We start from the raw sequence: 25113 nt of genomic DNA on the forward strand, positions 1-25113 counted from the left end.
CACCTCTTGTTATCTGTCTGGTCCGTTTCGGCCTCATATGCAAGATTGCATGCCATTCAATATTATATCACGAACGCCCACGCCTTGCATTTTCGGCGAAATCATTTACGCTTATATTCATAATCAAGTTTTCCACAAAGGACTGATTTCATGAATAGAAAACCGCTCGCCTACAGGATGCGTCCTGAAAATATAAAAGAAGTCATCGGCCAGGAGCATCTTGTCGGCCCTGGAAAAATACTCGCCCGCATGGTTGAAGCCAAACAGCTGGCATCCATGATCCTCTTTGGCCCGCCCGGCACAGGAAAGACTTCACTTGCCATGGCGCTTACGAAAAGCCTCGGACTCCGAATGAAACTAATGAATGCTGTCACGGATAAAAAGAAAGATATGGAGATAGCCGTAGAAGAAGCGAAGATGCAAGGCGGCCTTGTCCTCATCCTTGATGAAGTTCATCGGCTCGACAAAGGAAAACAGGACTTTCTCCTTCCTTATCTTGAGAACAATCTAATTACACTCATCGGCTGTACGACGAGCAACCCTTACCATGCGATCAATCCGGCAATCCGCAGCCGCTGTCATCTTTTTGAACTGCATTCGTTAACTCCAGCAAATGTTAAGGAAGCAATGCAACGTGCTCTGAATGATTCTGATAAAGGATACGGTAAAGAAACAATCTCAATTACAGATGAAGCACTTGATCATTTTGCAGGAAGCGCAAACGGTGATTTACGGTCCGCTTTGAATGGTCTTGAGCTTGCTGTCGCCTCCACTCCTTCAGCAGATGATGGGGTTATTTACATTGACCTCGCCACTGCCGAGGAATGTATGCAGAAAAAAAGCTTCTCTCATGATAAAGATGGCGATGCCCATTATGACGTCCTCTCAGCTTTTCAAAAGTCAATTCGCGGTTCTGATGTCGATGCGGCACTTCATTATCTGGGCAGATTAATAGAAGCAGGCGATCTTGACAGTATCGGCAGGCGCATGATTGTAACAGCTTATGAAGATATCGGTCTAGCCAACCCTCAGGCAGGTCCTCGGGCAATTGCCGCTGTTGAAGCTGCTGAACGTCTCGGTTTCCCTGAAGCAAGAATTCCGCTTTCTGTTGCCATCGTCGAACTCGCCCTTTCACCAAAGTCCAATACGGCATATAAAGCGCTTGATGCCGCCCTTTCGGATATACGCTCAGGCCGCAGCGGCGAAATCCCTGCCCACCTGAAAGACGCCCATTACAGTGGCGCTAAAAAACTTGGACGCGGTGTTGAATATGCTTATCCGCACAATTATCCCGGCTCTTGGGTTGAACAGCAGTACTTGCCAGATTCTTTGAAGAACAGGCAGTATTACAAACCGAAGAATTCAGGGAAATTCGAACAGGCACTCGGACAAGTCTATGAAAAAACGAGCAAAAATAAAAAATAGAAACATTTTGGTATATTCATAAGCCTAGCTGGTGACAATGTAACTAGAATAAAACAGCGGCTCTGAAAAAGTGCTGCTCTCTCTATAAAGAACTAGTTACGAAGGAGATGCTTATGACAATGGTAAAAGTAAGACAGGACGCATGGTCCCATGAAGATGATTTGCTGCTCGCGGAAACGGTTTTGCGTCATATCCGTGAAGGAAGCACACAGCTTAAAGCATTTGATGAAGTTGGAGATAAATTGAATCGTACGTCGGCTGCATGTGGTTTCAGATGGAACGCGGAAATCCGCCAGAAATATGTTTCGGCAATCGATATGGCAAAGCGCCAGCGCAAGGAAAAGAAACGTGCCATGGCGCAGATGGATAAGCAATCCGTAACGGAAAAAGTTGCAGCTGTCAGCAGTACAAGTACAATGCAGCCTAGCACTTCATTCTCGTTCGAATTCGGTGCAGAACAAACAAGCGTACACACTGCTCCTTCTACAAATGAGCTTGATTTGGAGAGTGTTATTGGCTATCTGCAAAACTTGCAGAAAGAAGGCATCCCTTCTGTAAAATCAGCTGTCCAGATTGAAAAACTCGTACAGGATAAAGAACAGATGGCAAATGAACTAAAAAATATGGAGCAGGAGCTTGCTGAAACGAAGCAAAAACTTGCAACAGTTCAGGAAGACTATAATACATTCATCAGCCTGATGGACCGGGCACGCAAACTGTCTCTCCCTGAGGAAGATAACATCCCAGCCACGTCATTCCAGCAGTCTCGAAATCCAAGCTTAGAACAGCTTATCCAAAATTCAAATTAAACAGCGAAAAACCCGGAACTCCATTTAATAAGGAGTTCCGGGTTTATTTGCATAAAAAAACAATCCCGATCGTGCCGTCCTGTTGGTTTTGATCCCGCACGCAGCAGGTGGGTGCCCAGCTTCACGCTCTCTGAACTTCCTCAAAACTTGCGAGGCATGTTCGCAGCGCGAAGACTCCGTCGGGCTCCCGTATCAAAAAGTGTTCGGTCAAAACTAAATAAAGGACGTACACATCAGGATTGTTCTTCCCGTTGTTGTTAAACTAATGTTAGCACGAGGGTCCAGACTTTTCAATCGGTAACCCTTCGCCAATTTCTTCCCCGATTCGCGGGGCTTTAAACTTAATCTTCTTCCGGAAGATCAAGTTCCAATGCAAGTTCTTCAAGCTGTGCAGAAGATACTGTGCTTGGTGCTTCTGTCATAAGATCTGCCGCGGAAGATGTTTTAGGGAACAGGATTGTGTCACGCAAATTGCTTCTGCCAGCTAGCAGCATGACGATTCTGTCCAGTCCCATAGCTATACCCCCATGCGGAGGTGCGCCAAACTCCAAAGCGTCAAGAAGGAAGCCGAATTGTGATTCTGCCTCTTCTTCAGAGAAACCAAGCGCTTTGAACATCTGATCTTGCTGTTCACGCTTATAGATACGCAAGGAACCGCCGCCAAGCTCATAACCATTCAATACGATATCATATGCATTCGCTTTTACTTCGCCAGGATTTTCAGCAAGCTTTTCGATGTCTGCTTCAATTGGCATCGTAAATGGATGGTGCGCTGCTGTGTAGCGTTTCAATGCTTCATCATATTCAAGAAGCGGCCAGTCTGTGACCCAAAGGAAGTTGAATTTATCTTCGTCGATCAGACCAAGATCTTTACCGATTTTAAGGCGCAATGCTCCTAGTGTGTCGTATACGACTGACGGCTTGTCTGCACCGAATAGAAGCAAGTCTCCGTCTTCTGCTCCAGCGCGTTCCTTAATGCCATTCTGTTCTTCCTCAGAAAGGAACTTCACAATCGGACCAGCCATTGTCCCATTTTCAACTTTAACCCAAGCAAGACCTTTTGCTCCGTAAATTTTCGCAAAATCAGTAAGTGCATCGATATCTTTTCTTGAATATTTCTCAGCGCCGCCTTTAACATTAAGCAGGCTTACTTTGCCATTGTTGTCGACTGCAGCTTTAAACACTTTAAATTCCGTACCTGCAATGACATCCTTGATGTCGATCAATTCAAGGCCAAAACGTGTATCCGGCTTGTCAGAACCGAAGCGATCCATCGCTTCTTGATATGGAATTCGTGGAAGCGGAAGTTCAAGATCAATATTCTTTGTTTCTTTCATAACACGCTGCATCATTTTTTCAGTCATACTCATAATTTCATCTGCTGACATGAAAGAAGTTTCAATGTCAATCTGAGTGAATTCCGGCTGGCGGTCAGCACGAAGATCTTCATCACGGAAACAACGGGCGATCTGATAATACTTTTCAAATCCGCTGACCATAAGCAGCTGTTTAAACAACTGTGGAGACTGCGGCAATGCGTAGAATTCGCCTTTGTTTACACGGCTCGGTACGAGATAGTCACGCGCGCCTTCCGGAGTGCTCTTTGTCAAAATTGGTGTTTCCAGCTCAAGGAACTGCTCTTCAGTAAGGAAGTTGCGAACAACCTGCGTAATCTGGCTGCGCAATTTGAATGTATCCTGCAATTCTTTACGGCGCAAATCAAGATAGCGGTACTTCAGACGCACGTCTTCAGATACTTCAGAATGGCCGTCAATTTGGAATGGCGTAGTCTTAGATTTGTTCAAAATCTTGATTTCGTTAGCCATGATTTCAATTGTGCCTGTTTCAAGAAGCGGATTGAACGTATCAGGGTCACGCTTCACAACTTCGCCTGTAATTTCGACGACATATTCCGTACGTACGCTATCCGCAATTTCCAATGCATCCTTTGAACGCTCAGGGTTGAAAACAACCTGGACGATACCGGAACGGTCACGCAAATCGATGAAGATCAGTCCGCCCAAGTCACGTCGCTTGTTAACCCATCCTTTTACTGTTGCTGTTTCGCCGACATTTGCTTCACGCAATGTCCCCGCGTGGATTCTTTCTGCCATTTTACTTTCCTCCCAGCTGCTGCTGCAAATATGGTACTAGTTCGCTCATCGCGATTTCCTGCTGTGTACCTTCAGCCATTGCTTTTACATTAATAGTCTGTTTATCAAGCTCATCATCACCAAGTACAAGGACGTATTTGGAATGAACGCGATCTGCCGCTTTGAATTGGCCTTTGACCTTTCGGCCCTGGTAGTCTTTGTCCGCCTGGATGCCAGATTGGCGCAAGTCGTTAACAATACGGACAGCTTCAAGCTCAGCACGCTCTCCCATTGCGACGACAAAAACATCTAGCGCATTGTCAATTGGCAATTCGATGTTCTCTGCTTCAAGAGCCTGAAGTAGTCTCTCGAGCCCCATCGCAAAACCGATTCCTGGTGTTTCAGGTCCGCCAATATCTTGGGCAAGTCCGTTGTAACGCCCGCCTCCAGCAAGTGTTGTAATTGCTCCAAAACCTTCCGCTTCGCTCATAATTTCAAAAGCGGTGTGATTGTAGTAATCAAGACCACGTACAAGGTTTGGATCAACAACATAGGAAATACCCATTACATCAAGAGATTTTTTAACCTTTTCAAAATAAACCCGAGACTCCTCATTCAAATAATCAAGAATTGATGGAGCACTCTTCATTGCCGGGTGATCGCGGTCAGTTTTGCAATCAAGTATACGGAGCGGATTTTGTTCCAGTCTGCTCTGACAGTCGTTGCATAGTCCATCCTTGCAAGGAGTGAAATGTTCAACAAGTGCTTCCCGGTAATTCTTTCTGCTTTCAGTATCTCCTAAACTATTGAGGACAAGTTTCAATGATTTCAAACCGAGAGCTTCGTAGCAGGAAAGTGCTAGTCCGATTACTTCAGCATCTATGGCAGGATCATTGCTGCCGAGCACTTCGATGCCAAACTGGTGGAACTGTCTCATTCTTCCCTGTTGTGGCCGCTCGTAGCGGAACATTGGTCCAAAATAGTACAGCTTTGAAGGCTGAATTGGATCGCCATACAATTTATTTTGTACATAGGCTCTTACTGTCGCAGCTGTGCCTTCAGGTCGCAATGTGATGCTTCTACCACCGCGATCTTCAAAAGTGTACATTTCCTTCTGAACAATATCAGTAGAATCGCCTACACCGCGTTGGAACAATTCAGTATGCTCGAAGATCGGAGTGCGAACTTCCTTATAATGATAACGGTTTGCCAACTCTCTGATCGTCGCTTCGACAAACTGCCACTTCGCAGTAGCTTCTGGCAGAATATCAACTGTGCCTCTCGGTGCATTAATGCTCACCTGAAATCCCTCGCTTTCAAAATTTTTTATGTAGATTGCGGGAGAACGCAAAAAATCCCCTCCCTTAATAAATAAAGGGACGAGAATTACCCGCGATGCCACCCTAATTGATGTGCGTATTGCACACCCGCTCTTCACAGTTAACGCCTGCAAAACGTCCGGGCCTACTCCACTGTTCAGCCAGGAGCCTTAGGAATGTCTTTCACCGTGGCGGTAATCGTGAAAAATGCTTTCAGCCTTGGCATTCTCTCTCTGTCCGTCCGCTTCAACGGTTACTTTTTCCTTCATACGGCTATTTCAGATTAGGATTTTTGTTCTTTAACATCTTATGCTGTCGAAATGGCGCTGTCAAGTAGCTATCACTTGTCTTTGCTGTCAAGGATAAATGTTACTGGACCGTCATTCATCAAGTGGACTTGCATGTCCGCTCCAAACTGTCCAGTTGCTACTCTTAGACCTGCCTGTCTCAGTTCCTCATTGAAGAATTGGTACAAAACATCCGCTTCTTCAGGCTTTGCTGCGTGCACAAAACTTGGGCGGCGGCCCTTTCTCGTATCACCATACAAAGTGAACTGAGAGATAGAGAGCACTTGTCCCCCAGCATCAAGCAGAGATAGATTCATCTTGCCCGCTTCATCTTCAAAAATACGCAAATTCATGCATTTTTGGGCAAGATATTTCGCATCTTCCTCCGTATCACCATGGGTCACTCCGACAAGGATAACGAGACCGCGGTCAATTTCACCAACAGTTTCACCTGCAATCTCGACTCTCGCTTCCTTTGATCGCTGAATAACAAGTCTCATCGTTGTCCCTCCTATCTCTTACTATTGCACTGTTCTGCGTACTGTATAGACATCTTTGATTTGCTTCAAATGATCAACGATTTTGCGCAAATGCTCCGTATCATTAATCAGGACAGTAATATGGAAAACAGCCATTTTATTGCGGTCTGTACGTCCATTGATCTGAGTCATTGTCGTCTTCATCTCATTGACGACCTGGAGTACTTCATTCAATAGGCCGCGACGATTAAAACCGGTAATTTCCAAGTCCAAATGGTATTGCTTCGTATTTGTCTCACTGTTCTTCCATCGGACTGAAAGGAATCGCTCATCATCCTCTTCAAGATTCACATTCGGACAATCTGCACGATGGACTGAGACACCGCGCCCCTTCGTAATGAAGCCGACAATATCGTCTCCCGGTACAGGGTTGCAGCATTTCGCAAGTCTGACGAGCAGATTGTCGACACCTTCGACAATGACGCCTGAATCTTTCCGGTGTAAGGAAGATTTGCGCTGCTGTTTCGCCGTTTCCTGCTTTTTCTCTTCCATGACCGCTTCAGCAAGCTGCTCTTTCTCTTTCTTCTTGAGGATTTTATCAGATAATCTTGTAGCAACTAGCGCCGCCGAGATCCCTTGGTAGCCTGCAGCGGCATATAAGTCATCGAGTGTCGCGAAGCTGAACTTGTCCAGCACGGTCTGAATGTTGTCCGTTGTCAATACATCTTTCGGTTCCAGACCGTCATTGCGAATTTCTTTTTCAACAAGTTCCTTGCCTTTTGCAATATTTTCTTCACGCTTTTGGCGCTTGAAAAATTGACGGATCTTATTTTTCGCCTGGGATGTCTTCGTCAGCTTAAGCCAATCCTGTGACGGTCCGTATGAATGCTTGGACGTCATCATTTCAATGATATCGCCATTTTTCAGCTTATAGTCAAGCGACTCCATTTTTCCATTCACTTTTGCGCCGATCGTTTTATTGCCTATTTCAGTATGGATTTTGTATGCGAAATCGAGAGGTACAGAACCGGAAGGCAGTTCATAAACATCGCCTTTCGGAGTGAACACATAAACCATGTCAGAGAACAGATCCAGTTTCAATGATTCCATGAATTCTTCGGCATCACTTGTCTCGTTCTGCCAATCAAGAATTTCCTTGAACCATGTCAGCTTCTCTTCGAAAGAGTCCTTGCCCTTGACAACTTGCTTGCCTTCTTTGTAAGCCCAATGGGCGGCGATTCCGTATTCTGCAATTTCGTGCATCTCTTTTGTACGAATCTGAACTTCAAGGGGTTCGCCTTTTGGTCCGATAACCGTTGTATGCAAACTCTGATATAGATTCGGTTTCGGCATTGCAATATAATCCTTGAATCTGCCCGGCATCGGCTTCCACAATGTATGGATGATACCAAGAACTGCATAACAGTCCTTAATGCTGTCAACGAGGACACGCACCGCAAGCAGGTCATAAATCTCATTAAATTGCTTGTTCTGCTTCGTCATTTTACGGTAGATGCTGTACAGATGCTTCGGACGGCCGAAAATATCAGCCGCTATATCAACCGAGTTCAGTTCATCAGTAATTTGATTGATAACCTGGTCAATATACTGTTCACGCTCTGCCCGCTTCTGTTTCATCAGATGAACGATGCGATAATATTGCTGTGGATTGAGATAACGTAGAGCCGTATCCTCAAGCTCCCATTTGATAGCACTCATACCGAGTCGATGGGCTAGTGGGGCAAAGATCTCCAACGTTTCGTTCGAAATTCGGCGTTGTTTTTCCGGACGGAGATGTTTCAACGTCCGCATATTGTGAAGTCGGTCAGCCAGTTTAATCAGAATGACACGGATATCCTTCGCCATTGCGACGAACATTTTACGATGATTCTCCGCTTGCTGAACTTCCTTCGACTTGTATTTGATTTTGCCTAGCTTCGTAACACCATCAACGAGCATGGCGACTTCATGGTTGAACTTCTCTTCAATCTCTTCTATGGTCACTTCGGTATCTTCTACAACATCATGCAAAAATCCGCCTGCCACTGTTTCGGCATCCATCTTCATGTCGACAAGGATTCCTGCAACTTGAATAGGGTGCACAATATAGGCTTCTCCGGATTTGCGGAACTGTTCACGATGAGCCCACTCGGCATATTTGTAAGCGCGCCGAATGAATTCTGTATCTTCCACAGACAAATATTTGCCTGCTTCCGAAATTACTTCTTCTGCTGTTTTTACAACTTCCTTCGCCATATTTTCACCCTTTTCCATGCAAGCCTGCCTGTCAATTTACTGCGTTCATCATTCTTTATTTCATTATAACATTGCTGTCTAGTAATTCATGAGAGAGAGGATATCATAGCCCTCAAGTTTTTCACGGCCATTCAGATAATCGAGCTCAATTAGAAAAGCACAGCCAACTACGATTCCACCAAGTTGTTCAACGAGCTTGATGGTTGCCTCTATCGTTCCACCAGTTGCCAACAAATCATCGGTAATCAAAATTCGCTGTCCCGGTTTAACTGCATCTTTATGCATAGTAAGCACATTTTCTCCATATTCAAGACCATAATTCACTTTGATTACTTCACGCGGCAACTTGCCTTCTTTTCGGACTGGGACAAAACCGACTCCCAATACATAAGAAACCGGACAACCAACAATGAAACCACGCGCTTCTGGTCCAACAACAAGATCGATTTCCTTGTCGCGCGCATACTTTACAATCTCATCAACAGAAGAACGGAACGCATCTCCATCATTCATAAGAGGTGTAATGTCTTTGAACTCTACACCTTTTTTGGGCCAATCTTGTACGATTTCAACATATTCTTTATAATTCATGGACGAACTCCCTCTCTGCCTGCTTTTCAGCAAGGTTGCAATTTTCTACAAACCAGTTCTTCAGCTCCTGGTATGTTGAGTAATATAATGTTTTTTCAATTTCTACTTTTTTCACCCGTTCCTGATATGCAATGGATGCATCAAGCGGCCGTTTGGACGGATTTGGAAGCGGGGTAATGACGCTGTTTTCTATGTGAATGAACTCTAACTCTCGGAACACGGTTGCCATGAAGATAATCCAATCCTTTGACCAGCCTTTGTGCTTCATGAACATGGCGAGTTCCTTCTTCAGATCAACTTCTTTCTTTTTAAGAACATAGCCATAGAGCCATTTAAAAGCATCCCGCGGCGGCATCCCGGACAAATAGCAGCTGTCCTCCAGCTCAAAACAAGCATGGAGACGGCCTGGTTTTGTCTGTTCAACTAGCTTCTGCAAGTCATCCAAATCTTCTGGAAGCTTGTACAAATATAAATCTTCAATTGTACTCTCATAACCAAGTGCCTGTTCATACGATTCAACTTGCGGGAATCCAGCAGGCATATCAGAGCCTGAGCCTATTGCAAGACTGTCCGCTGGCGCCATCGCCAAATCTGGCCGTTTGTTCTTTCCACGGCAATCAAACAACTGCCAAGATTTGACCGCCAAATCTTTCATGACAATCTGGACTTTTCGATGCCCATTCCATTCATTAATACCTAGCTCACCAACAACAGAAACCTCTGTATCAGGAGAAATGAGTGGTGCTAGCTCACCCATGCCAAAACCGATACCTTCCAATGCTGAACCACTCTGGGCAAACTGAAGCTTCATATGCTTGTTCATATTACCGAGCAGGCGCTTTTCCTTCGGTATATCCGTAAAATGAAACATCGGCTTCGGATTATGCATACCGAATGGACGCAACGCACCTACTTCATTAACAAGCTGTTCATTGATTTCATCAAATTGAAGTTTGCTTGCAATGAGCAACTCTTCTCTGAAATCGTCTTCGTCTAGACGTTCATGAATCCATTTATCCAGATGCTGTTCGATTGCATCACGGTTCGTAGCAGCGAAAGTCATCCCTGCTGCCTGAGCATGCCCACCAAAACCTTCGAACATTTCCCGAATGCTCATGCAAGCTTCAAACAGGTCAAATGCCGGGATGCTTCGGGCAGAACCTTTAAGCATACCACCATCTTTTTCAGCAAGCACAATTGCTGGACGGCCAAACAGACGGACAAGCTTTGATGCAACAATGCCGAGGACTCCTTCATTCCAGCCCGCTTTCGAAACAATGATGACACCTGGTAGATTCTCACGTTCTTTAAGCATCGCTTCTGCTTCTTTCGCAATATCTGCAACAATTTTTTGCCGTTCCTGATTGAGTTCCTGAACCGCAGTGGCTAGCTCTGCTGCTTCTTCTGGATCTTCCGCACGTAATAGGTCGACAGCGAGATCTGCATCCTGAAGGCGGCCGACAGCGTTCAGGCGGGGGCCGATAAGAAAGCCGATCTCCTCTTCCGTCACTTCTCCCTCAATCTTGGCTGTTTCCTTTAAAGCATTCAGACCAGGGCGCTCAGTCCGAGTTAATATGTCCAGACCTTCACTCACGAGAATTCGGTTCTCCCCTACTAGAGGCACGAGGTCAGCTACCGTTCCAATCGCTACTAGATCGAGGAAACGTTCAGGAAAATAGCCGAGCAGCGCTTCCGCAAACTTGAATGCAACACCGACACCTGCAAGCTCATCAAACGGATAATCGGCAGAACATTTCGGGTGCAAGATTGCATATGCATCCGGTAGTTCACCTTGTGCCTCGTGGTGATCAGTAACAATCAGATCCATGCCTAGCTCTTTAGCGACAACTGCTTCATGAAGTCCCGATATTCCATTATCGACAGTGATGATCAGATTAACTCCTGCCTGATGCGCTTCTCTGAACGCAGCTTCATTTGGTCCGTACCCTTCTGAAAATCTGTTTGGAATGTAGTAGTCACAATAAGCGCCTAATTCTTCAAGTGTTTCCAGCATAACTGTCGTGGAAGTAACACCGTCTGCATCATAATCACCGTAGACAAGAATACGTTCCCCTTCGGAAATTGCCCGATGAACCCGATCGCAAGCCTTTTCCATATCCGCAAAAAGAGCCGGTTTATGCAACTTCTGTCTTGATGGCTGGAGAAATTGCTCAGCTTCTTCAGCACTGGAAATTCCCCGCTGCATGAGTAGACTCTTCATCACCGGCGACAATCCGGCAGAACCGTCTGCCCATTCAGCACAATCTTCAGGCGTCTCGGCGAATGTCCACTTTTTCTTGCTATCCAGCACTTGACCCACTCCCGTTCTTGAATTTTCCATTTCAGCTAGCGGACATCAAAAAAAATCGCCGCTCGCAAATGCAATGCAGGCGTTTCTGTCCCTTCTATCACGTTTCCTGTCGTTCTTCATATTTGTCCATTATACAAGAATGCTGGCGCCCTCGCAATCAGACAACTTTCACCAACAGAAAAAGACACCTACAGAAAAATATTCTGCAAGTGTCTGCCAATTCTCATTCATATTTTTGATTCTCGTCATTCTCTGGCTCTGGCAATGAAACACCACATTCAGCAAGCTTGTTTTGAAGCTGCTTATTTTCTGCTTTCAGCAATTTGTTTTGACGTTGTAAACGAACAAAGCGGACAAGGCCTGAGCCTGTCGTAATCAATCCGCCCATGAGCACACTGAACAGAATAACAAGAATAAGCGGCAAATCACCTTTGCCGAAGAAGTAATTCACCTCGACTGCTCCAACATTAAGCACTGCAAAAATCGAGACAATAATAATTAGAACGATTGATAGAATCGTGTATGTCTGAGCTTTCATGATGAACCTCTCCTTTTAATATTTTTACCCTCTATATCTCTATTATAGACAAAAATCTTCCCCGCCCAATAAGCGGGGAAGATTCCTTCAAAGCTTAGACTACTGGCTGGTCTGTACGTTTTTTCTTCTTGTATTCAATCGGCTTGCGTTCAATGCTACGTCCGCGCCATACGAGCCAGAGCTGGGCGGCGATGAACAGTGAAGAGTACGCCCCAATGATCAGACCGACTGCCATAGCAATGGCAAAACCGCGGATCGAAGGTGCACCGATGAAGAGGAAGACAAGAACTGCCAGCAATGTCGTGAACGACGTGTTGATGCTTCGTGTAAGTGACTGCACAATACTCTTGTTGACAATCTTCTGAAGCAGTTCCTTAGACTTGATAATTTTGTGTTTCCGGAGATTCTCACGGATTCGGTCAAATATAACGATTGTATCGTTAATTGTGTAACCGACAATCGTAAGCAGCGCCGCGATGATTGTTACATCAAATTCCAACCGGAACAGACTAAAGAATGCCAGAACAAGAATGACATTATGCAGAAGCGTAATAATTGCTGTCGTTGCAAAATACACTTCAAAGCGGAATGATACATATATAATCATCCCGATCATTGCTAAGCCAACTGCGTAAACAGCATTCTTGACGAGCTCCTTACCGACAATTGGAGAAACGACACTTACACTCGGCTCTGCCTTGTACTCATCCTTGAAATGACTCTTCATTTCATCAAGCTTGGATTTTGAGAGCACGTTATCAAAACGCATGACTGCCGTATTGCTCTTCTTGCCGGATATGACGATTGCCTTCGCCTTAAGATCGAGATCCGACAAATCCTTCTTCACTTGCTGAGATGTAAGCTTTTGATCCGCAAGCATTTCCACGCGAGAACCACTTGTGAAGTCAATTCCCGGGTTCAACTTAAACACGACCAATGAAACTGCACCAATGAGCAAGAGAGCAATAGATATACCGAAGAATACTTTTCGGTGTTTGACTACGTTAAGTTTCTTACCCATGAATTCAGCTTCTTCATCTTCTTTATCATGAAGAGACTTAATGTTTTTCTTCGATACACCCATCAGGCCCGGACGCTTCATGAGGAACTTGGTACGCATCCAAAGACCGAGCAGGATACGCGTTCCATAGACAGCCGTAATGAAGCTGACGAGCACGCTGACAATAAGCATTGTCGCGAAACCTTTTACAGAGCTTGTACCGAATACGAACAAGATTGCGGCTGCAAGCAATGTTGTGATGTTCGCATCAAGAATGGTAGAGAACGAGTTCTTCGTTCCGCCCTTGAATGCTTGCGGCAGCGACTTGCCGAGCCGCAGATCTTCCTTGATCCGCTCAAAGGTAATAACGTTCGCATCTACTGCCATCCCAACACCAAGGATCAAAGCTGCAATCCCCGGCAACGTAAGAACACCGTTCATCCAGTTGAATAGCAGCAGAATCAGATACACATAGATGCATAGATTGATTCCCGCAATGAGTCCAGGGAATCTGTAGAATACAAGCATGAAGAGCAGGACAAGACCTACACCAATGTACCCTGCATTAATTGTCTGATGCAGTGCTTGCTCACCGAACTGGGCTCCTACTGATGTTGAATACAGCTCTTTCATCGTAACAGGAAGCGACCCGGAGTTAATGATGTCTGCAAGCCTCTTAGCTGATTCAACTGTAAAGTTACCAGAAATCATGACATTGCTCGTATTAAGTGTCTCACTTACTTGCGGAGCAGAAATGTATTTCTGCTTGTCTTCAGGCTGATTATATTCTTTCGCAAAAGAGTCGCCTTTTTCATAGTCCATCCAAATAACAAGCAAATTATCCTGATATGGTGTACTTGAATTATTCATATTCTTGATAGTTGATGTAACATTAGCAAACTTTTTCGCGTCTTTTAGTTTCAATGATACAATCGGCTGATTCGTTTTCTGGTCAAAGTCCTGCTTAGCACTACCTTCTTTGACATCAGATCCGTTAAGCAGCTCTTTGTCATTGACATCTCTGAAAGAAAGTTGCGCTGAAGTTGATAGAACTTCTCTCGCCTGTTCCTGATTTTGGACACCTGCGAGCTGGACACGGATGCGGTCATTTCCTTCAATATTAATGCTCGCTTCGGAAATACCGAGACGATTGACCCGGTCATCCAGTGTCTGTACTGTTGATTCAAGCAACCTTTTCGTAGTCTTCTCACCTTCGGCTATTGGCTTGACTTGATAAAGCACTTCAAAACCGCCTTGCAGATCAAGCCCAAGGTTAATTTTCTTGGCGATGCCTGTGACTGTTGTACCCATCAAACTGAAAAATAGGATGACAATCAGAAAAAAGGCAACAATTCTGCCTCGTTGTTTCATTGTTTATTACCTCCTGATTCTTCTTGCGTCGTTCCGTTCTCAACGGAATCCGCTTTCTTCCCGAATTCGGCAATTGCCTGAATCGAGGCAAGCAGATCGTTATCCCGGTATGCATTCCTCGCCATGTAGTTCATATATGTACCAGGCTGCAAAAAGAATATATCTGCGACAATCCGGTGAAGCTTTAAGCCTTCCTGGCTGTTCTTCCATACATGATTGCAAAGGCATTCCCAGAGTGCTTCTTTTGTCACTTTCGGATAACCGAGCATTCTGAATTCCTCCAGTTTGCTGTCGAGCACATCTTCCACTTCGGGACGCCACTCCGCTGCAGATTTCATGATTTCCACCAGTTTTTTTCCCCTCCCGAGAAACACCCTGAATTGCTTGTCATGCTTGGCCGATTGTTCCCATACATATTGTATATGAATTTTTATTATTTGAGAAGGCAGGTCTTATGCGGTGACGAGACAAACATTCCTGAAAGGCACGCTTATTCTGATCATGGCGGGTATGATCACCAGATTTCTCGGCTTCATCAACCGGATTGTCGTTGCCAGGCTTATGGGAGAAGAAGGTGTAGGTCTTTACATGATGGCCCTTCCGACTTTCTTCCTGGCAATGACGATAACCCAGCTCGGTCTGCCCATCGCTATTTCCAAGCGGGTTGCAGAAGCAGAAGCAAAAGGAAATACAGCAAAAATCAAACAGATTCTCGTACTGTCCCTGCTCTTTACAGGGGGTTCAGGCATTCTGCTGACAATCCTGACAATTGCCTTTGCTCCATGGATCGGGGCAAATCTGTACACGGATGAGCGGGTAGTTTTACCACTTGTCACGATTACACCAGTAATCCCAATCGTAGCGATTTCTTCTGTACTGAAAGGATATTTCCAGGGCAGACAAAACATGAAGCCACAGAGTTATGCTCTTATCATTGAACAAGTCGTCCGTATCATCTGTGTTGCCCTATTCATCAAGATGCTGCTCCCATATGGAATTCAGTTTGCAGCTGCAGGCGCTATGGCCAGTGTCATACTTGGCGAACTCGTTTCTCTCATGTACATGCTCTTCCTATTCAAAAGGAAAAAATCATTTAGACTGCGCACACGCTTCTTTACCTATCTGAACAATAGCCGTACGACATTGAAAGAACTATTTAGTATCGCATTGCCTAGTACTGGAAGCCGGATGATTGGGTCCATCTCCCATTTCCTAGAACCGATTATCGTTGCCCATGCACTCGCTATTGCGGGAGTAGCGACGGTAACCGCTACAAAACAATACGGTGAATTGACGGGATATATCATCCCTCTCCTATTCTTGCCGACTTTCATCACGAATTCTTTGTCAATCGCAATTGTTCCGGCCATTTCAGAAGCCGAAGCAAATAAGAATCACAGATTCGTTCATCACAGGATTCACCAGGCAATTCGGATTTCGCTTGCATCAGGAGCTCTAGCAACGATCATCCTGACTCTGTTCGCGCAGCCAATCCTGCAATTCATGTACGGGACAGCCAATGCCACACCACTACTTATGCTAATGGCTCCGTTTTTTCTGCTCTACTATATGCAAAACCCGCTCCAATCCGCATTGCAGGCACTGGATCTCGCCCGCCCTGCCATGTGGAACAGTCTTATCGGATCGGGCATCAAGCTTGTTCTGCTTTTCGTTTTGGCAGCGAACCCAAGCTTCGGGATTATGGGAGCAGCCATGGCGATGTGTGCAGGTGTCATGATTGTAACACTGCTGCACTTGGCAGCACTAGGAAGAACCATTCAATTCAAGTTAAAATTAACCGATTTATTTAAAATAATACTTCTGCTTGGTATCACATGGGGAGCAGGAAAGATGATTCTCAATTTCTATCCAGCAGCTTCTTCCATTGCCAATCTCGGTATCGCCTTATTGTTCTTGACCATTTTGTATGTGGTTCTACTTTTCGTCTTGCGTGTCCTCGACCGTGAAGAATTACAGCAAATACCCATTATTAAAAAATGGATCCGCTAGACAGCTTCTAACACTCGTTCGCGCTTCATATAATGGACAAACACAAATATAGGAAGGTGACTTGAAAATATGCGAAATCAATTGACAGCACTCGCTTACGGCTGGACTGCATCATTCACACTAATTCTTGCCGCCAGCCTCCTGCTTGCCGGATTGCTTCGATTCACAACATTTAATGAGCCAACTCTCAGTTGGGCAACTCTTGCAACCGGAATCCTCTCCCTTTTCGTAGGTGGAACGATGGCTGGTGCAAAAGGGAAAGCGAAAGGCTGGCTTATGGGGGCAATCGTTGCAATCGGGTTCACACTGCTTTCTTTCCTTGTACAAAGCCTAAGTGTTTCATCAGCTGTGACAGGAGAACAAGCATTGCATCACCTCTTCTATCTGCTCGCCGCAATGTTCGGCGGCATGATCGGTGTCAATGTTTCCGGATCTGGCAATAAAAAATAATAATAATAAAAAAGTTATGCGTTCTCGAGGGGGGTCCCGCGAGTGGCGCATAACTTTTTTATTGTAATCTAAATTATTCTGTTACTGCTGCTGTAGGACGTACTTCACGAATGGCGTTGCGGTCGAATTTCAACTTTGTGCCACTCTCAACAGTAATAACAACTGTCGCTTCATCGAGTGAGTGGATTAGACCATGCAAACCACCAATTGTAACGACTCCATCGCCTTTTTTCATTTCTGACTGCATCTGTCGCACTTGCTTTTGACGCTTCTGCTGCGGACGGATGAGCAGGAAGTAGAAGATGACAAACATCAAGACGAGTGTCACGAGTGAATAGAGAGAACTTCCATTCATGTGTTTTAACGCTCCTTTTCGGTTTAGAAATTTTTCGGATTCGGCACATTTAAGCCGTAAGCTTCGAAAAATTCTTCTCGGAAATCACCCAAACGGTCTTCCCGAATTGCATTTCGTACATGCTCCATCAATTTTAGCAGAAAATGCAGGTTATGATAAGTAGTAAGTCTAAACCCAAATGTTTCATTACATTTAATCAGGTGTCTAATGTACGCACGAGAGTAATTTTTACATACATGGCAATCACAATTCGGGTCGATCGGTCCGAAGTCACGGGCATACTTCGCATTTCGGACTACAAGACGACCGCTGGATGTCATGCACGTTCCATTTCTCGCAATTCTTGTCGGCAATACGCAATCAAACATATCGATTCCGCGGATGGCACCATCAATTAGTGCATCCGGCGAGCCCACTCCCATCAAATAACGCGGCTTATCAGACGGAAGCAATGGTGTTGTGAATTCCAGTACCCGGTTCATGACATCTTTCGGTTCACCAACAGAAAGGCCGCCAATCGCGTATCCCGGGAAGTCCATTGAAACAAGGTCACGTGCACTCTGCTTGCGGAATTCTTCATATTCGCCCCCTTGGACGATTCCAAATAACCCTTGAACATCAGGACGCTTATGAGCTTCCAGGCATCTTTCTGCCCAGCGTGATGTCCGTTCAACTGATTTCTTCATATATTCCTCAGTTGCCGGGAATGGCGGACATTCATCGAAGGCCATCATAATATCAGAGCCTAGCTTGTTTTGGATCTCCATTGCACCTTCAGGAGAAAGGAACAGTTTTTCCCCGTTCAAATGATTGCGGAAATGAACCCCTTCTTCTTCAATCTTACGCATATCACTCAATGAAAATACTTGGAAGCCGCCAGAATCAGTAAGAATGGCACCATCCCAGTTCATGAATTTATGCAATCCGCCTGCTTCCTGGACAATATCTGCACCAGGACGCAGCCAAAGATGATATGTATTGGAAAGAATGATTTTCGCATTCATATCATGCAACTCTTCCGGACTCATCGTTTTAACTGTTGCAAGTGTACCAACTGGCATGAAAATCGGTGTCTCAAAAGAACCGTGCGGTGTATGGACTCTTCCAAGCCGCGCACCTGTCTGCTTGCATGTTTTGATATGTTCATATCTGATCGGTTGTTCCATCAGTCTTCAGCTCCTTCTATATAATCAGCATTGCATCGCCGAAGCTGAAGAAACGGTATTTCTCCCGAATCGCTTCTTCATACGCATGCAAAACATGTTCCTTGCCGGCAAGCGCACTGACGAGCATGATCAATGTTGATTTTGGCAAATGGAAGTTTGTGATCAGGCCATCCACTGCCTTGTATTCGTATGGCGGATAAATGAAAATATCTGTCCAGCCGCTCGCAGCAGTAAAACCGCCGTTATGATCACGCGCAACAGTTTCAAGCGTGCGCGTCGAAGTCGTTCCAACAGCAATAATGCGACCGCCTTCCTGCTTCGTCTTATTCAAAAGGGCGGCATTCTCTTCATCCAGCTGGTAAAATTCCGAATGCATGACATGATCCTCTACCGTATCTGCACTAACAGGACGGAATGTGCCAAGACCGACATGGAGAGTCAGGAATGCTATATTGATACCTTTTTCCCTTACCGCTTTAAGCAAGTCTTCTGTAAAATGCAAGCCTGCTGTCGGTGCTGCAGCTGAACCTTCAACCTTCGCATAGACAGTCTGATAGCGTTCTTTCTCAGGAAGCTGCTCCTTAATATAAGGAGGAAGCGGCATTTCACCCAGCTTATCAAGAATCTCATAAAAAATGCCTTCATACTTGAATTCCAGAATCCGGCCGCCATGTTCCAGCTCTTCCTTACATACTGCTCGGAGCAACCCATCACCAAAGACAAGTTCAGTACCGGCTTTGATTTTCCGAGCTGGTTTTGCAAGCGCCTCCCAGTGATCTCCTTCTTTCTGTTCAAGAAGAAGCAACTCAACCTTCGCTCCTGTATCAGATTTGGAGCCATAAAGTCTTGCTGGAAGCACGCGCGTATTATTCAGTACAAGGCAATCACCAGGTTTCAGATATTCGAGGACTGCCGGGAATTGCCGATGAGCAATCTCGCCACTCTCTTTATCCAAAACGAGCAATCTTGAAGCTGTTCTATCCTGAAGTGGTACTTGGGCAATCAGCTCTTCCGGAAGGTCAAAGTCAAATTCTTCGATATTCATAAAAAGGAACTCCTTATTCAAAGTGTGAAAATAGCTCGTCCAAAAATGTTTTTATGAACGAGACTCCGTAAAAAATCAGTTGAATCTATTAAAAAGATACATGATGATCGAGAGTACAATGCTCGCAATGATTGAAGTCATGATTGGGAAATAGAATGTCGTGTTCCCTTTTTTAAACATGAAATCTCCAGGCAGCCTGCCGAACAGTATCCAGAGACCGCCGAGGACAATGAGAACTATGCCGGCCACAATCATTAGCTTTCCAATATGCATCAGCGTTCTCCCGCTTCCAATCCGAAATGCTGATAAGCTTTCTCTGTTACAATTCTTCCGCGTGGTGTCCGCTGAATGAATCCTTTCTGAAGAAGATATGGCTCATAGACATCCTCAATTGTTTGAGAATCCTCACCGATTGTTGCGGCAATCGTATCAAGGCCGACCGGGCCGCCGCCGAACCCTTCAATCATTGCTTTTAGAAGCTTATGGTCAACATGGTCAAGACCGACATCATCTACTTGCAGCATATCGAGCGACATCTTTGTCGTTTCAAGTGTGATCTCTTCTTCACCCCGCACTTGCGAAATGTCACGGACACGTTTGAGCAGACGATTCGCAATCCTCGGCGTTCCTCGAGATCTTCTTGCAACGTTAAGTGCTGCTTCTTCATTGATTGATGTTTCGAAAATCTGAGCCGTTCTTTCAACGATCTGGCAAAGTTCGTCTTCTTCATAGAACTCTAACCGCTCCACGACACCGAAACGATCCCTAAGCGGTGCCGAGAGCATGCCCGCCTTCGTCGTTGCTCCTACAAGTGTAAAAGGCGGTAAGTCAATGCGGACGCTTCTTGCCGACGGGCCTGTCCCAATGACAATATCAAGGAAGAAGTCTTCCATGGCGGGATATAGCACTTCCTCGACCATACGCGGCAGCCGGTGCACCTCATCAATGAAAAGCACATCCCCTGGCTCCAACGAAGAAAGGATGGCTGCAAGATCACCTGCTCGTTCTATCGCCGGACCTGAAGTTGACCGGAACTGAACACCCATCTCGTTTGCAATAATCGCAGCAAGCGTTGTTTTCCCAAGACCAGGGGGGCCATATAACAGCACATGATCCAACGGCTCATTGCGCATTTTGGCAGCCTGGATGAAAATATCAAGATTCTTCTTCACCTTTTTCTGGCCAATGTACTGCTGGAGCATTGCTGGTCTAAGGCTCAGCTCATCTGTCGCTTCCTCTGTATGAAGTTCCCCGTCCACGACTCGGTCTTCCATGCCCATTCTCCCCTTCCGTTAGTTTTTTATAAAGAATGACAGAGCTTTTCTGATCATTTCATCTGTAGTAGCGCCTTCCATTTTGCGCAACTCGGGCATAACAGCCTTAATTTCTTTCGGACCATAACCGAGTGCCTGAAGTGCTTCTTCTGCTTCATTCAAAGCATCATAATTTTTGTCAGGTCCCTCTCCAACATTCTCTTCTCCAATAATGAGAAGACCCGAGAGCTTGCCTTTCAAATCAAGAATGATCTGCCGTGCCGTCTTTTTTCCGACTCCCGGGAACGAGGTGAGGAACTTCTCGTTTTCCTGTTCGACTGCAGCAATGAATTTATTCGGCTCCGCGCCGGATAAAATAGCTATCCCGCTTTTCGGACCAATGCCGGAAACTGAAATCAATTTAGTAAACAAGTATTTCTCATCCTCTGTTTCAAACCCGAACAATGTAATCGCATCTTCTCTTACGTGCTGGTATGTATGCATAAGCATTTCCTGATGAAGTTTGTTCTGGAATTTGTAAGGATTTGCACAGAAAATTTCATAGCCAAGTCCTCCAACATCCAGTACGACTGTATCATCGGTAATGAAAGCAAGCTTCCCTTTTACATAGGCAATCATCAACGCAACCCCTTTTCCAACAGGTCCCGGCAATGAGTTGCCGTTTCCGGTACATTTGTTCCACCTCTCATTGTAGCACATTCATTCGTATTTTTGGAAATGGCTCAAATTATGAAAAGGAGCTTCCTGCCTGCATTCGCGGCTCGGAAGCTCGTATTGTACTCTTTATGCTTCTTCATTCTCCATATTGTGGTGAATATCCTGGACATCTTCATCATTTTCAAGAGCAGCAAGCATGTTCTGCATCTTTTCGAAGTTTTCTTCATCCAATTTTGTATATGTCTGTGGAATCAGAGTAATTTCGGCCTGGGCAAATTCATAACCTGCATTTTCAAGATTAGAAACGACTTCGTTGAAAGCTTCCGGCTCCGTATAGATCTCATAAGCACCTTCATGGGCTTCAAAATCACTCGCTCCGGCTTCAATTGCTTCCAAAGTCAGTTCATCTTCATCAATCTTGTTCTCTTCATCTTCAATGACAATATAGCCTTTGCGATCAAACATGAAGGATACACAGCCGTTCTCACCAAGATTGCCGCCATTTTTCTTAAAAGCATGTCGGACTTCGGCTGCTGTACGGTTCTTATTATCAGTTAGGGCATGGACAATAACAGCTGTACCGCCTGGACCATAGCCTTCGTATGTGATTTCTTCATAGCTAGCGCCGTCAAGTGAGCCTGTCGCCTTTTTAATTGCGCGTTCAATATTGTCGTTCGGCATATTATCGGCTTTCGCTTTGTCAATCATTGTACGCAATGTGGCATTCGTATCCGGATCACCGCCACCATCTTTAGCTGCAAGATATATATTTTTCGCATGAGTCATAAAGATTTTACCGCGTTTGGCATCTTGTGCGTTTTTTCTTCTTTGGATGTTTTTCCATTTTGAATGGCCTGCCAATTGAATTGCTCCTCTCCAGCGTCTATTCCAATAGTATATTATAGCAAATATGCTTTCAGCTGAAAAGGTGGAGCGGGCTATCTCGTTATACCTTCGTCCTTTCTCCTGTTCCAATCAATGTTATCCGTATAGATCACGACTTCTTTGCCCGGCTCCATCTCATTTACAATACGAGTCACTTTCTCTTTCAGATCCGGACTGATTTTTTTCTGAAGCATGAGTCCAATCATGACCTTCTTTTCATTCATCGCAACCTGAGCCGCTTTAATATCCTTTTCTTTACCAAGACGTTTTGCAATCCGGTTCGTCTGCTCATTTGTATTGAGAGACGGCTTATCTTCTGCAACTTCTTCGTTATAAATTTTGTTCTGAATGTCTTGCGGCTTTCTTTCACGCTTCGTATCCGTTTCTTCATTGACACGGAGCTGTTCTGTCATTTTACCTTCCTCATCTGCTTCCTCCAGCTTGTTTTTTCTGCTGTCCTGATTATTACTGCAGCCAACTGTAAGGAAAAGAATTGCCGCTGTCACCATCAATAATTTTTTCATTATAAAAAACCTCCCTGAACGTATTTTCTACGTTCTTGGGAGGTTTAATGTTGTTATTTTGCACCATTGCGGTGGAAGTGTTTGACTGGCTGGCGTTTATGCTCTGTTCTTGCATGCATTCGTTCAATAATTTCCTTATCTTTCTCAGGAATATCTCCACCTGTCAAATACGTATCGATCCGGTCGTAAGTTGTGCCCATTTCATCTTCATCTGTCTGTCCAACCCAGAGGTCTGCACTCGGCTTCTTCTCAACGACAGATAGCGGTACGCCAAGAGCACGAGCCATTTCACGTACTTCTCCTTTAGTAAAATCAACAAGAGGCAAGAGATCGACCCCGCCGTCTCCATATTTTGTGAAATAGCCTGTATACCATTCAGCGGCATTATCTGTTCCAACAACGAGATAATTGTAATTCGTTGCAATTGTGTAAAGCGTGCTCATACGCAAACGCGCGCGAAGATTGGCATCGGCCATCCGGCTGTTTTCTTCCTTCCATTCCTGACGCGCCGAAACTTCCTGCTTCACATTGCCAAAGAGCGCTTCATGTGCTGACTCGAGATTAATTTCCAATGAATCAATGCCAATTGCATCAATTGTTTTCTTCGCATCCGCCACGTCGTCCGGATTGCTTTTCAAAGGCATCATGACACCTAATGAATTGTCCGGGCATGCCCGTTTGATAAGTGCAGCAACTACGGCTGAATCCAGTCCGCCGCTCACTCCGACAACAAGACCTTTGACATGTGCCTCTTCCGTACGCTCTCTTAGCCATTTTACAATTGCCTCAATATGTGCTTCCATTTTATCCATGTACAGCTCTCCTTTTTTGCAAAACGACATGATTATCATTTTAGCATGCTCTGGCCACATTGCCACAATACCTTATTTTATGTACCCGATATTCATTCTGAAAAACAAAAAACGCCGAACCTCCATCTCTGTGAAAGCATGGGGTCCGGCTTTTGTTTAAAACTGTTCAGGATTTTCACTTGGATTGGCCGAGTCGAAAGAATTTTCGTTTTCGTCCTGTTCGCTTTCCTCATATCGGAGCGAATGAGGACTGTACAAATTCTGATCATCAAAATAGCGAGGCATTGATTCATGATAAGTACGTTCTTGCGGCTCTCTTTGTTCCGCCGCAAGCTCTGGTGCCTGCTCGAATCGCGGATCATTTAAATCTTGGCCATTTGCCTGCTGCTGTCCTTCGTCATCGCGGTGCATAATCGGCGTTGGATAGTTTGTCATGCCTTGTGGATACATCTGTTCACCATGGATATCCCAAGCATGTGTCCATGGCTGCATCCCACCATGCATGTAAGGCATATGATGCCCATATTCAGAGCCACAGTATCCTACATGATGGCCATGATCATAATGTCCATGATGGCCGTACCCTGACTCACAAGGGCTGCATTCATAACTTACTGCTTCGCACGGGCTTGGCATTGGTGGCTGAACCGGCGGCTGAACATGCTGTACTGGAGGCATAATTGGATAAAAATAAACAGGCAAAATTTGAATCTGTGGCTGCGTTGTCGGGCATGGCTGCTGAACTGGAGCAGGTTGTGTCGCCTGCTGTTGTGCTTGCTGGTAAATTTGGTTCTGAATCATATCAAATTCAATTTTAGGCTGCTGGTAAATTTGCGGCTGCGGTATTACCGGAGCTTCATATTTGGGTGCTTCGTATTTTGGAGCTTCATACTTTGGCATCTCAAATTTCGGAGCCTCATATTTTGGAGCTTGATATTTCGGAACCTCATACTTTGGTGCTTCATACTTTGGCATTGCTTTCTGTGGAGCCTCATACATCGGCATTTGCGGTTTAACCGAAACACCAGGTTTCAGATCATCCGGCTCAATAACAGGCACAGGGACTGTCGGCATTGCCTTCAAAGGAACTTCCGGCGGAACAACTTCCTCTTTAATTTGTGCAGGCATGTTCATCGGCGGCACCACACCTGGACTCGTTCCCATTGGCTTACCTTCATGCTTGGCAGGACTTGAATGACTCGGGATTTTAATTTTCATTCCCGGCATGATCATCTCTGGATTAGAAAGCTGTGTGTTCATACTCTTCAACTGTTCAAAATTAACGTTGTATTGTTTGGCAATCTTCCAAAGTGTGTCCCCTTTTTGGACGATATGAATTTTCAAAAGAAACCCGTCTCCTTTCAGACTCTTCAAAGAAAATAAATATGGTTCCATACAACCTATGCACAAAGTAGGCAGAAGTTGTATCAAAGTGTAAAAGCGGCTCTGTCAGAGG

At 45.1% G+C, this 25113-nt stretch carries 23 protein-coding genes, 1 other RNA gene and 1 other annotated feature; of the genes, 4 read left to right on the forward strand and 20 right to left on the reverse strand.

Annotated features, from left to right (window positions below):
- Nucleotides 1-150 precede the first annotated feature (150 nt).
- Nucleotides 151-1425 carry a replication-associated recombination protein A gene (locus QR721_RS08340; RefSeq protein WP_348025879.1) on the forward strand — a complete coding sequence of 425 codons (1275 nt, stop codon included), beginning with the start codon at nucleotides 151-153 and terminating at the stop codon, nucleotides 1423-1425.
- A 119-nt stretch (nucleotides 1426-1544) separates the two neighbouring features.
- Nucleotides 1545-2234 (forward strand): RsfA family transcriptional regulator, encoded by a 690-nt coding sequence (locus tag QR721_RS08345; RefSeq protein ID WP_348025881.1) that lies wholly within the window; start codon nucleotides 1545-1547, stop codon nucleotides 2232-2234.
- A 58-nt stretch (nucleotides 2235-2292) separates the two neighbouring features.
- On the opposite strand, the gene ssrS is transcribed toward QR721_RS08345, so the two are convergent.
- The 10 genes from ssrS to QR721_RS08395 all read right to left on the reverse strand — a co-directional run bounded on the left by ssrS (nucleotide 2293) and on the right by QR721_RS08395 (nucleotide 14817).
- Nucleotides 2293-2477, reverse strand: a non-coding RNA gene (ssrS, locus tag QR721_RS08350) — 6S RNA.
- A gap of 98 nt (nucleotides 2478-2575) precedes the next feature.
- Nucleotides 2576-4348: an aspartate--tRNA ligase gene (gene aspS, locus QR721_RS08355; RefSeq protein ID WP_348025883.1), complete on the reverse strand. Its 1773-nt coding sequence runs from the start codon at nucleotides 4346-4348 to the stop codon at nucleotides 2576-2578.
- A gap of 1 nt (nucleotide 4349) precedes the next feature.
- A complete protein-coding gene (gene hisS, locus QR721_RS08360) occupies nucleotides 4350-5627 on the reverse strand; it encodes a histidine--tRNA ligase (protein ID WP_348025885.1) in 1278 nt (425 codons plus the stop codon).
- A 72-nt stretch (nucleotides 5628-5699) separates the two neighbouring features.
- Nucleotides 5700-5925: a binding site (T-box leader), on the reverse strand.
- 61 nt (nucleotides 5926-5986) lie between these two features.
- The gene (gene dtd, locus QR721_RS08365) at nucleotides 5987-6433 is read right to left on the reverse strand and encodes a D-aminoacyl-tRNA deacylase (RefSeq protein WP_348025887.1); all 447 of its coding nucleotides are present in this window, start codon (nucleotides 6431-6433) and stop codon (nucleotides 5987-5989) included.
- A 21-nt stretch (nucleotides 6434-6454) separates the two neighbouring features.
- Nucleotides 6455-8668, reverse strand: coding sequence for a RelA/SpoT family protein (locus QR721_RS08370; RefSeq protein ID WP_348029816.1), 2214 nt, complete (start codon nucleotides 8666-8668; stop codon nucleotides 6455-6457).
- A gap of 78 nt (nucleotides 8669-8746) precedes the next feature.
- On the reverse strand, nucleotides 8747-9259 hold the full coding sequence (locus QR721_RS08375) for an adenine phosphoribosyltransferase (RefSeq protein WP_348025889.1): 513 nt from the start codon (nucleotides 9257-9259) through the stop codon (nucleotides 8747-8749).
- Nucleotides 9249-11570: a single-stranded-DNA-specific exonuclease RecJ gene (gene recJ, locus QR721_RS08380; RefSeq protein WP_348025891.1), complete on the reverse strand. Its 2322-nt coding sequence runs from the start codon at nucleotides 11568-11570 to the stop codon at nucleotides 9249-9251. The genes QR721_RS08375 and recJ overlap by 11 nt, the downstream gene beginning before the upstream one ends.
- Nucleotides 11571-11793: 223 nt before the next feature.
- Complete coding sequence (locus QR721_RS08385; protein WP_348025893.1) at nucleotides 11794-12108, reverse strand: LapA family protein; 315 nt, start codon at nucleotides 12106-12108, stop codon at nucleotides 11794-11796.
- Nucleotides 12109-12202: 94 nt separating this feature from the next.
- Nucleotides 12203-14479, reverse strand: a complete 2277-nt coding sequence (gene secDF, locus QR721_RS08390; RefSeq protein WP_348025895.1) for a protein translocase subunit SecDF — start codon at nucleotides 14477-14479, stop codon at nucleotides 12203-12205.
- Nucleotides 14476-14817 carry a post-transcriptional regulator gene (locus QR721_RS08395; RefSeq protein ID WP_348029817.1) on the reverse strand — a complete coding sequence of 114 codons (342 nt, stop codon included), beginning with the start codon at nucleotides 14815-14817 and terminating at the stop codon, nucleotides 14476-14478. The genes secDF and QR721_RS08395 overlap by 4 nt, the downstream gene beginning before the upstream one ends.
- 121 nt (nucleotides 14818-14938) lie before the next feature.
- On the opposite strand from QR721_RS08395, the gene spoVB reads away from it, so the two are divergent.
- Both spoVB and QR721_RS08405 read left to right on the forward strand, forming a co-directional pair.
- Nucleotides 14939-16489, forward strand: coding sequence for a stage V sporulation protein B (gene spoVB, locus QR721_RS08400; protein ID WP_348025897.1), 1551 nt, complete (start codon nucleotides 14939-14941; stop codon nucleotides 16487-16489).
- Nucleotides 16490-16558: 69 nt separating this feature from the next.
- The gene (locus tag QR721_RS08405) at nucleotides 16559-16939 is read left to right on the forward strand and encodes a TIGR04086 family membrane protein (protein ID WP_348025899.1); all 381 of its coding nucleotides are present in this window, start codon (nucleotides 16559-16561) and stop codon (nucleotides 16937-16939) included.
- Nucleotides 16940-17012: 73 nt separating this feature from the next.
- Here QR721_RS08405 and yajC read toward each other — a convergent pair whose 3' ends face one another.
- The 10 genes from yajC to safA all read right to left on the reverse strand — a co-directional run bounded on the left by yajC (nucleotide 17013) and on the right by safA (nucleotide 25001).
- A complete protein-coding gene (gene yajC / locus QR721_RS08410; RefSeq protein ID WP_348025901.1) occupies nucleotides 17013-17294 on the reverse strand; it encodes a preprotein translocase subunit YajC in 282 nt (93 codons plus the stop codon).
- Nucleotides 17295-17317: 23 nt separating this feature from the next.
- Nucleotides 17318-18460 (reverse strand): tRNA guanosine(34) transglycosylase Tgt, encoded by a 1143-nt coding sequence (gene tgt, locus QR721_RS08415; protein ID WP_348025903.1) that lies wholly within the window; start codon nucleotides 18458-18460, stop codon nucleotides 17318-17320.
- Between the two features lie 16 nt (nucleotides 18461-18476).
- Nucleotides 18477-19505 carry a tRNA preQ1(34) S-adenosylmethionine ribosyltransferase-isomerase QueA gene (queA, locus tag QR721_RS08420; protein ID WP_348025905.1) on the reverse strand — a complete coding sequence of 343 codons (1029 nt, stop codon included), beginning with the start codon at nucleotides 19503-19505 and terminating at the stop codon, nucleotides 18477-18479.
- A 75-nt stretch (nucleotides 19506-19580) separates the two neighbouring features.
- Nucleotides 19581-19778 carry a DUF2905 domain-containing protein gene (locus tag QR721_RS08425; protein ID WP_431189497.1) on the reverse strand — a complete coding sequence of 66 codons (198 nt, stop codon included), beginning with the start codon at nucleotides 19776-19778 and terminating at the stop codon, nucleotides 19581-19583.
- Nucleotides 19778-20779, reverse strand: coding sequence for a Holliday junction branch migration DNA helicase RuvB (gene ruvB / locus QR721_RS08430; RefSeq protein WP_348025907.1), 1002 nt, complete (start codon nucleotides 20777-20779; stop codon nucleotides 19778-19780). The genes QR721_RS08425 and ruvB overlap by 1 nt, the downstream gene beginning before the upstream one ends.
- Before the next feature lie 18 nt (nucleotides 20780-20797).
- Nucleotides 20798-21397, reverse strand: coding sequence for a Holliday junction branch migration protein RuvA (gene ruvA / locus QR721_RS08435; RefSeq protein WP_348025909.1), 600 nt, complete (start codon nucleotides 21395-21397; stop codon nucleotides 20798-20800).
- Nucleotides 21398-21562: 165 nt separating this feature from the next.
- Nucleotides 21563-22297, reverse strand: a complete 735-nt coding sequence (locus QR721_RS08440) for a YebC/PmpR family DNA-binding transcriptional regulator (RefSeq protein WP_348025911.1) — start codon at nucleotides 22295-22297, stop codon at nucleotides 21563-21565.
- Nucleotides 22298-22374: 77 nt separating this feature from the next.
- Nucleotides 22375-22845 carry a YhcN/YlaJ family sporulation lipoprotein gene (locus tag QR721_RS08445; protein WP_348025913.1) on the reverse strand — a complete coding sequence of 157 codons (471 nt, stop codon included), beginning with the start codon at nucleotides 22843-22845 and terminating at the stop codon, nucleotides 22375-22377.
- A gap of 53 nt (nucleotides 22846-22898) precedes the next feature.
- Nucleotides 22899-23648, reverse strand: coding sequence for an NAD(+) synthase (gene nadE, locus QR721_RS08450; protein WP_348029819.1), 750 nt, complete (start codon nucleotides 23646-23648; stop codon nucleotides 22899-22901).
- A gap of 165 nt (nucleotides 23649-23813) precedes the next feature.
- Entirely contained in the window at nucleotides 23814-25001 is a 1188-nt protein-coding gene (gene safA / locus QR721_RS08455; RefSeq protein WP_348025915.1) for a SafA/ExsA family spore coat assembly protein, read from the reverse strand.
- Nucleotides 25002-25113 lie beyond the last annotated feature (112 nt).

This window comes from Aciduricibacillus chroicocephali (assembly GCF_030762805.1).
Taxonomy (GTDB): Bacteria; Bacillota; Bacilli; order Bacillales; family Amphibacillaceae; genus Aciduricibacillus; species Aciduricibacillus chroicocephali.

Excerpts from the sequence above, each read along its gene's own strand:
- QR721_RS08340 (WP_348025879.1), top strand. The coding sequence starts at position 151 with ATGAATAGAAAACCGCTCGCCTACAGGATGCGTCCTGAAAATATAAAA.
- QR721_RS08345 (WP_348025881.1), top strand. The coding sequence starts at position 1,545 with ATGGTAAAAGTAAGACAGGACGCATGGTCCCATGAAGATGATTTGCTG.
- aspS (WP_348025883.1), bottom strand. The coding sequence starts at position 4,348 with ATGGCAGAAAGAATCCACGCGGGGACATTGCGTGAAGCAAATGTCGGC.
- dtd (WP_348025887.1), bottom strand. The coding sequence starts at position 6,433 with ATGAGACTTGTTATTCAGCGATCAAAGGAAGCGAGAGTCGAGATTGCA.
- QR721_RS08370 (WP_348029816.1), bottom strand. The coding sequence starts at position 8,668 with ATGGCGAAGGAAGTTGTAAAAACAGCAGAAGAAGTAATTTCGGAAGCA.
- QR721_RS08375 (WP_348025889.1), bottom strand. The coding sequence starts at position 9,259 with ATGAATTATAAAGAATATGTTGAAATCGTACAAGATTGGCCCAAAAAA.
- QR721_RS08385 (WP_348025893.1), bottom strand. The coding sequence starts at position 12,108 with ATGAAAGCTCAGACATACACGATTCTATCAATCGTTCTAATTATTATT.
- secDF (WP_348025895.1), bottom strand. The coding sequence starts at position 14,479 with ATGAAACAACGAGGCAGAATTGTTGCCTTTTTTCTGATTGTCATCCTA.
- QR721_RS08395 (WP_348029817.1), bottom strand. The coding sequence starts at position 14,817 with ATGAAATCTGCAGCGGAGTGGCGTCCCGAAGTGGAAGATGTGCTCGAC.
- QR721_RS08405 (WP_348025899.1), top strand. The coding sequence starts at position 16,559 with ATGCGAAATCAATTGACAGCACTCGCTTACGGCTGGACTGCATCATTC.
- yajC (WP_348025901.1), bottom strand. The coding sequence starts at position 17,294 with ATGAATGGAAGTTCTCTCTATTCACTCGTGACACTCGTCTTGATGTTT.
- tgt (WP_348025903.1), bottom strand. The coding sequence starts at position 18,460 with ATGGAACAACCGATCAGATATGAACATATCAAAACATGCAAGCAGACA.
- queA (WP_348025905.1), bottom strand. The coding sequence starts at position 19,505 with ATGAATATCGAAGAATTTGACTTTGACCTTCCGGAAGAGCTGATTGCC.
- QR721_RS08425 (WP_431189497.1), bottom strand. The coding sequence starts at position 19,778 with ATGCATATTGGAAAGCTAATGATTGTGGCCGGCATAGTTCTCATTGTC.
- ruvB (WP_348025907.1), bottom strand. The coding sequence starts at position 20,779 with ATGGAAGACCGAGTCGTGGACGGGGAACTTCATACAGAGGAAGCGACA.
- ruvA (WP_348025909.1), bottom strand. The coding sequence starts at position 21,397 with ATGATTGCCTATGTAAAAGGGAAGCTTGCTTTCATTACCGATGATACA.
- QR721_RS08445 (WP_348025913.1), bottom strand. The coding sequence starts at position 22,845 with ATGAAAAAATTATTGATGGTGACAGCGGCAATTCTTTTCCTTACAGTT.
- nadE (WP_348029819.1), bottom strand. The coding sequence starts at position 23,648 with ATGGAAGCACATATTGAGGCAATTGTAAAATGGCTAAGAGAGCGTACG.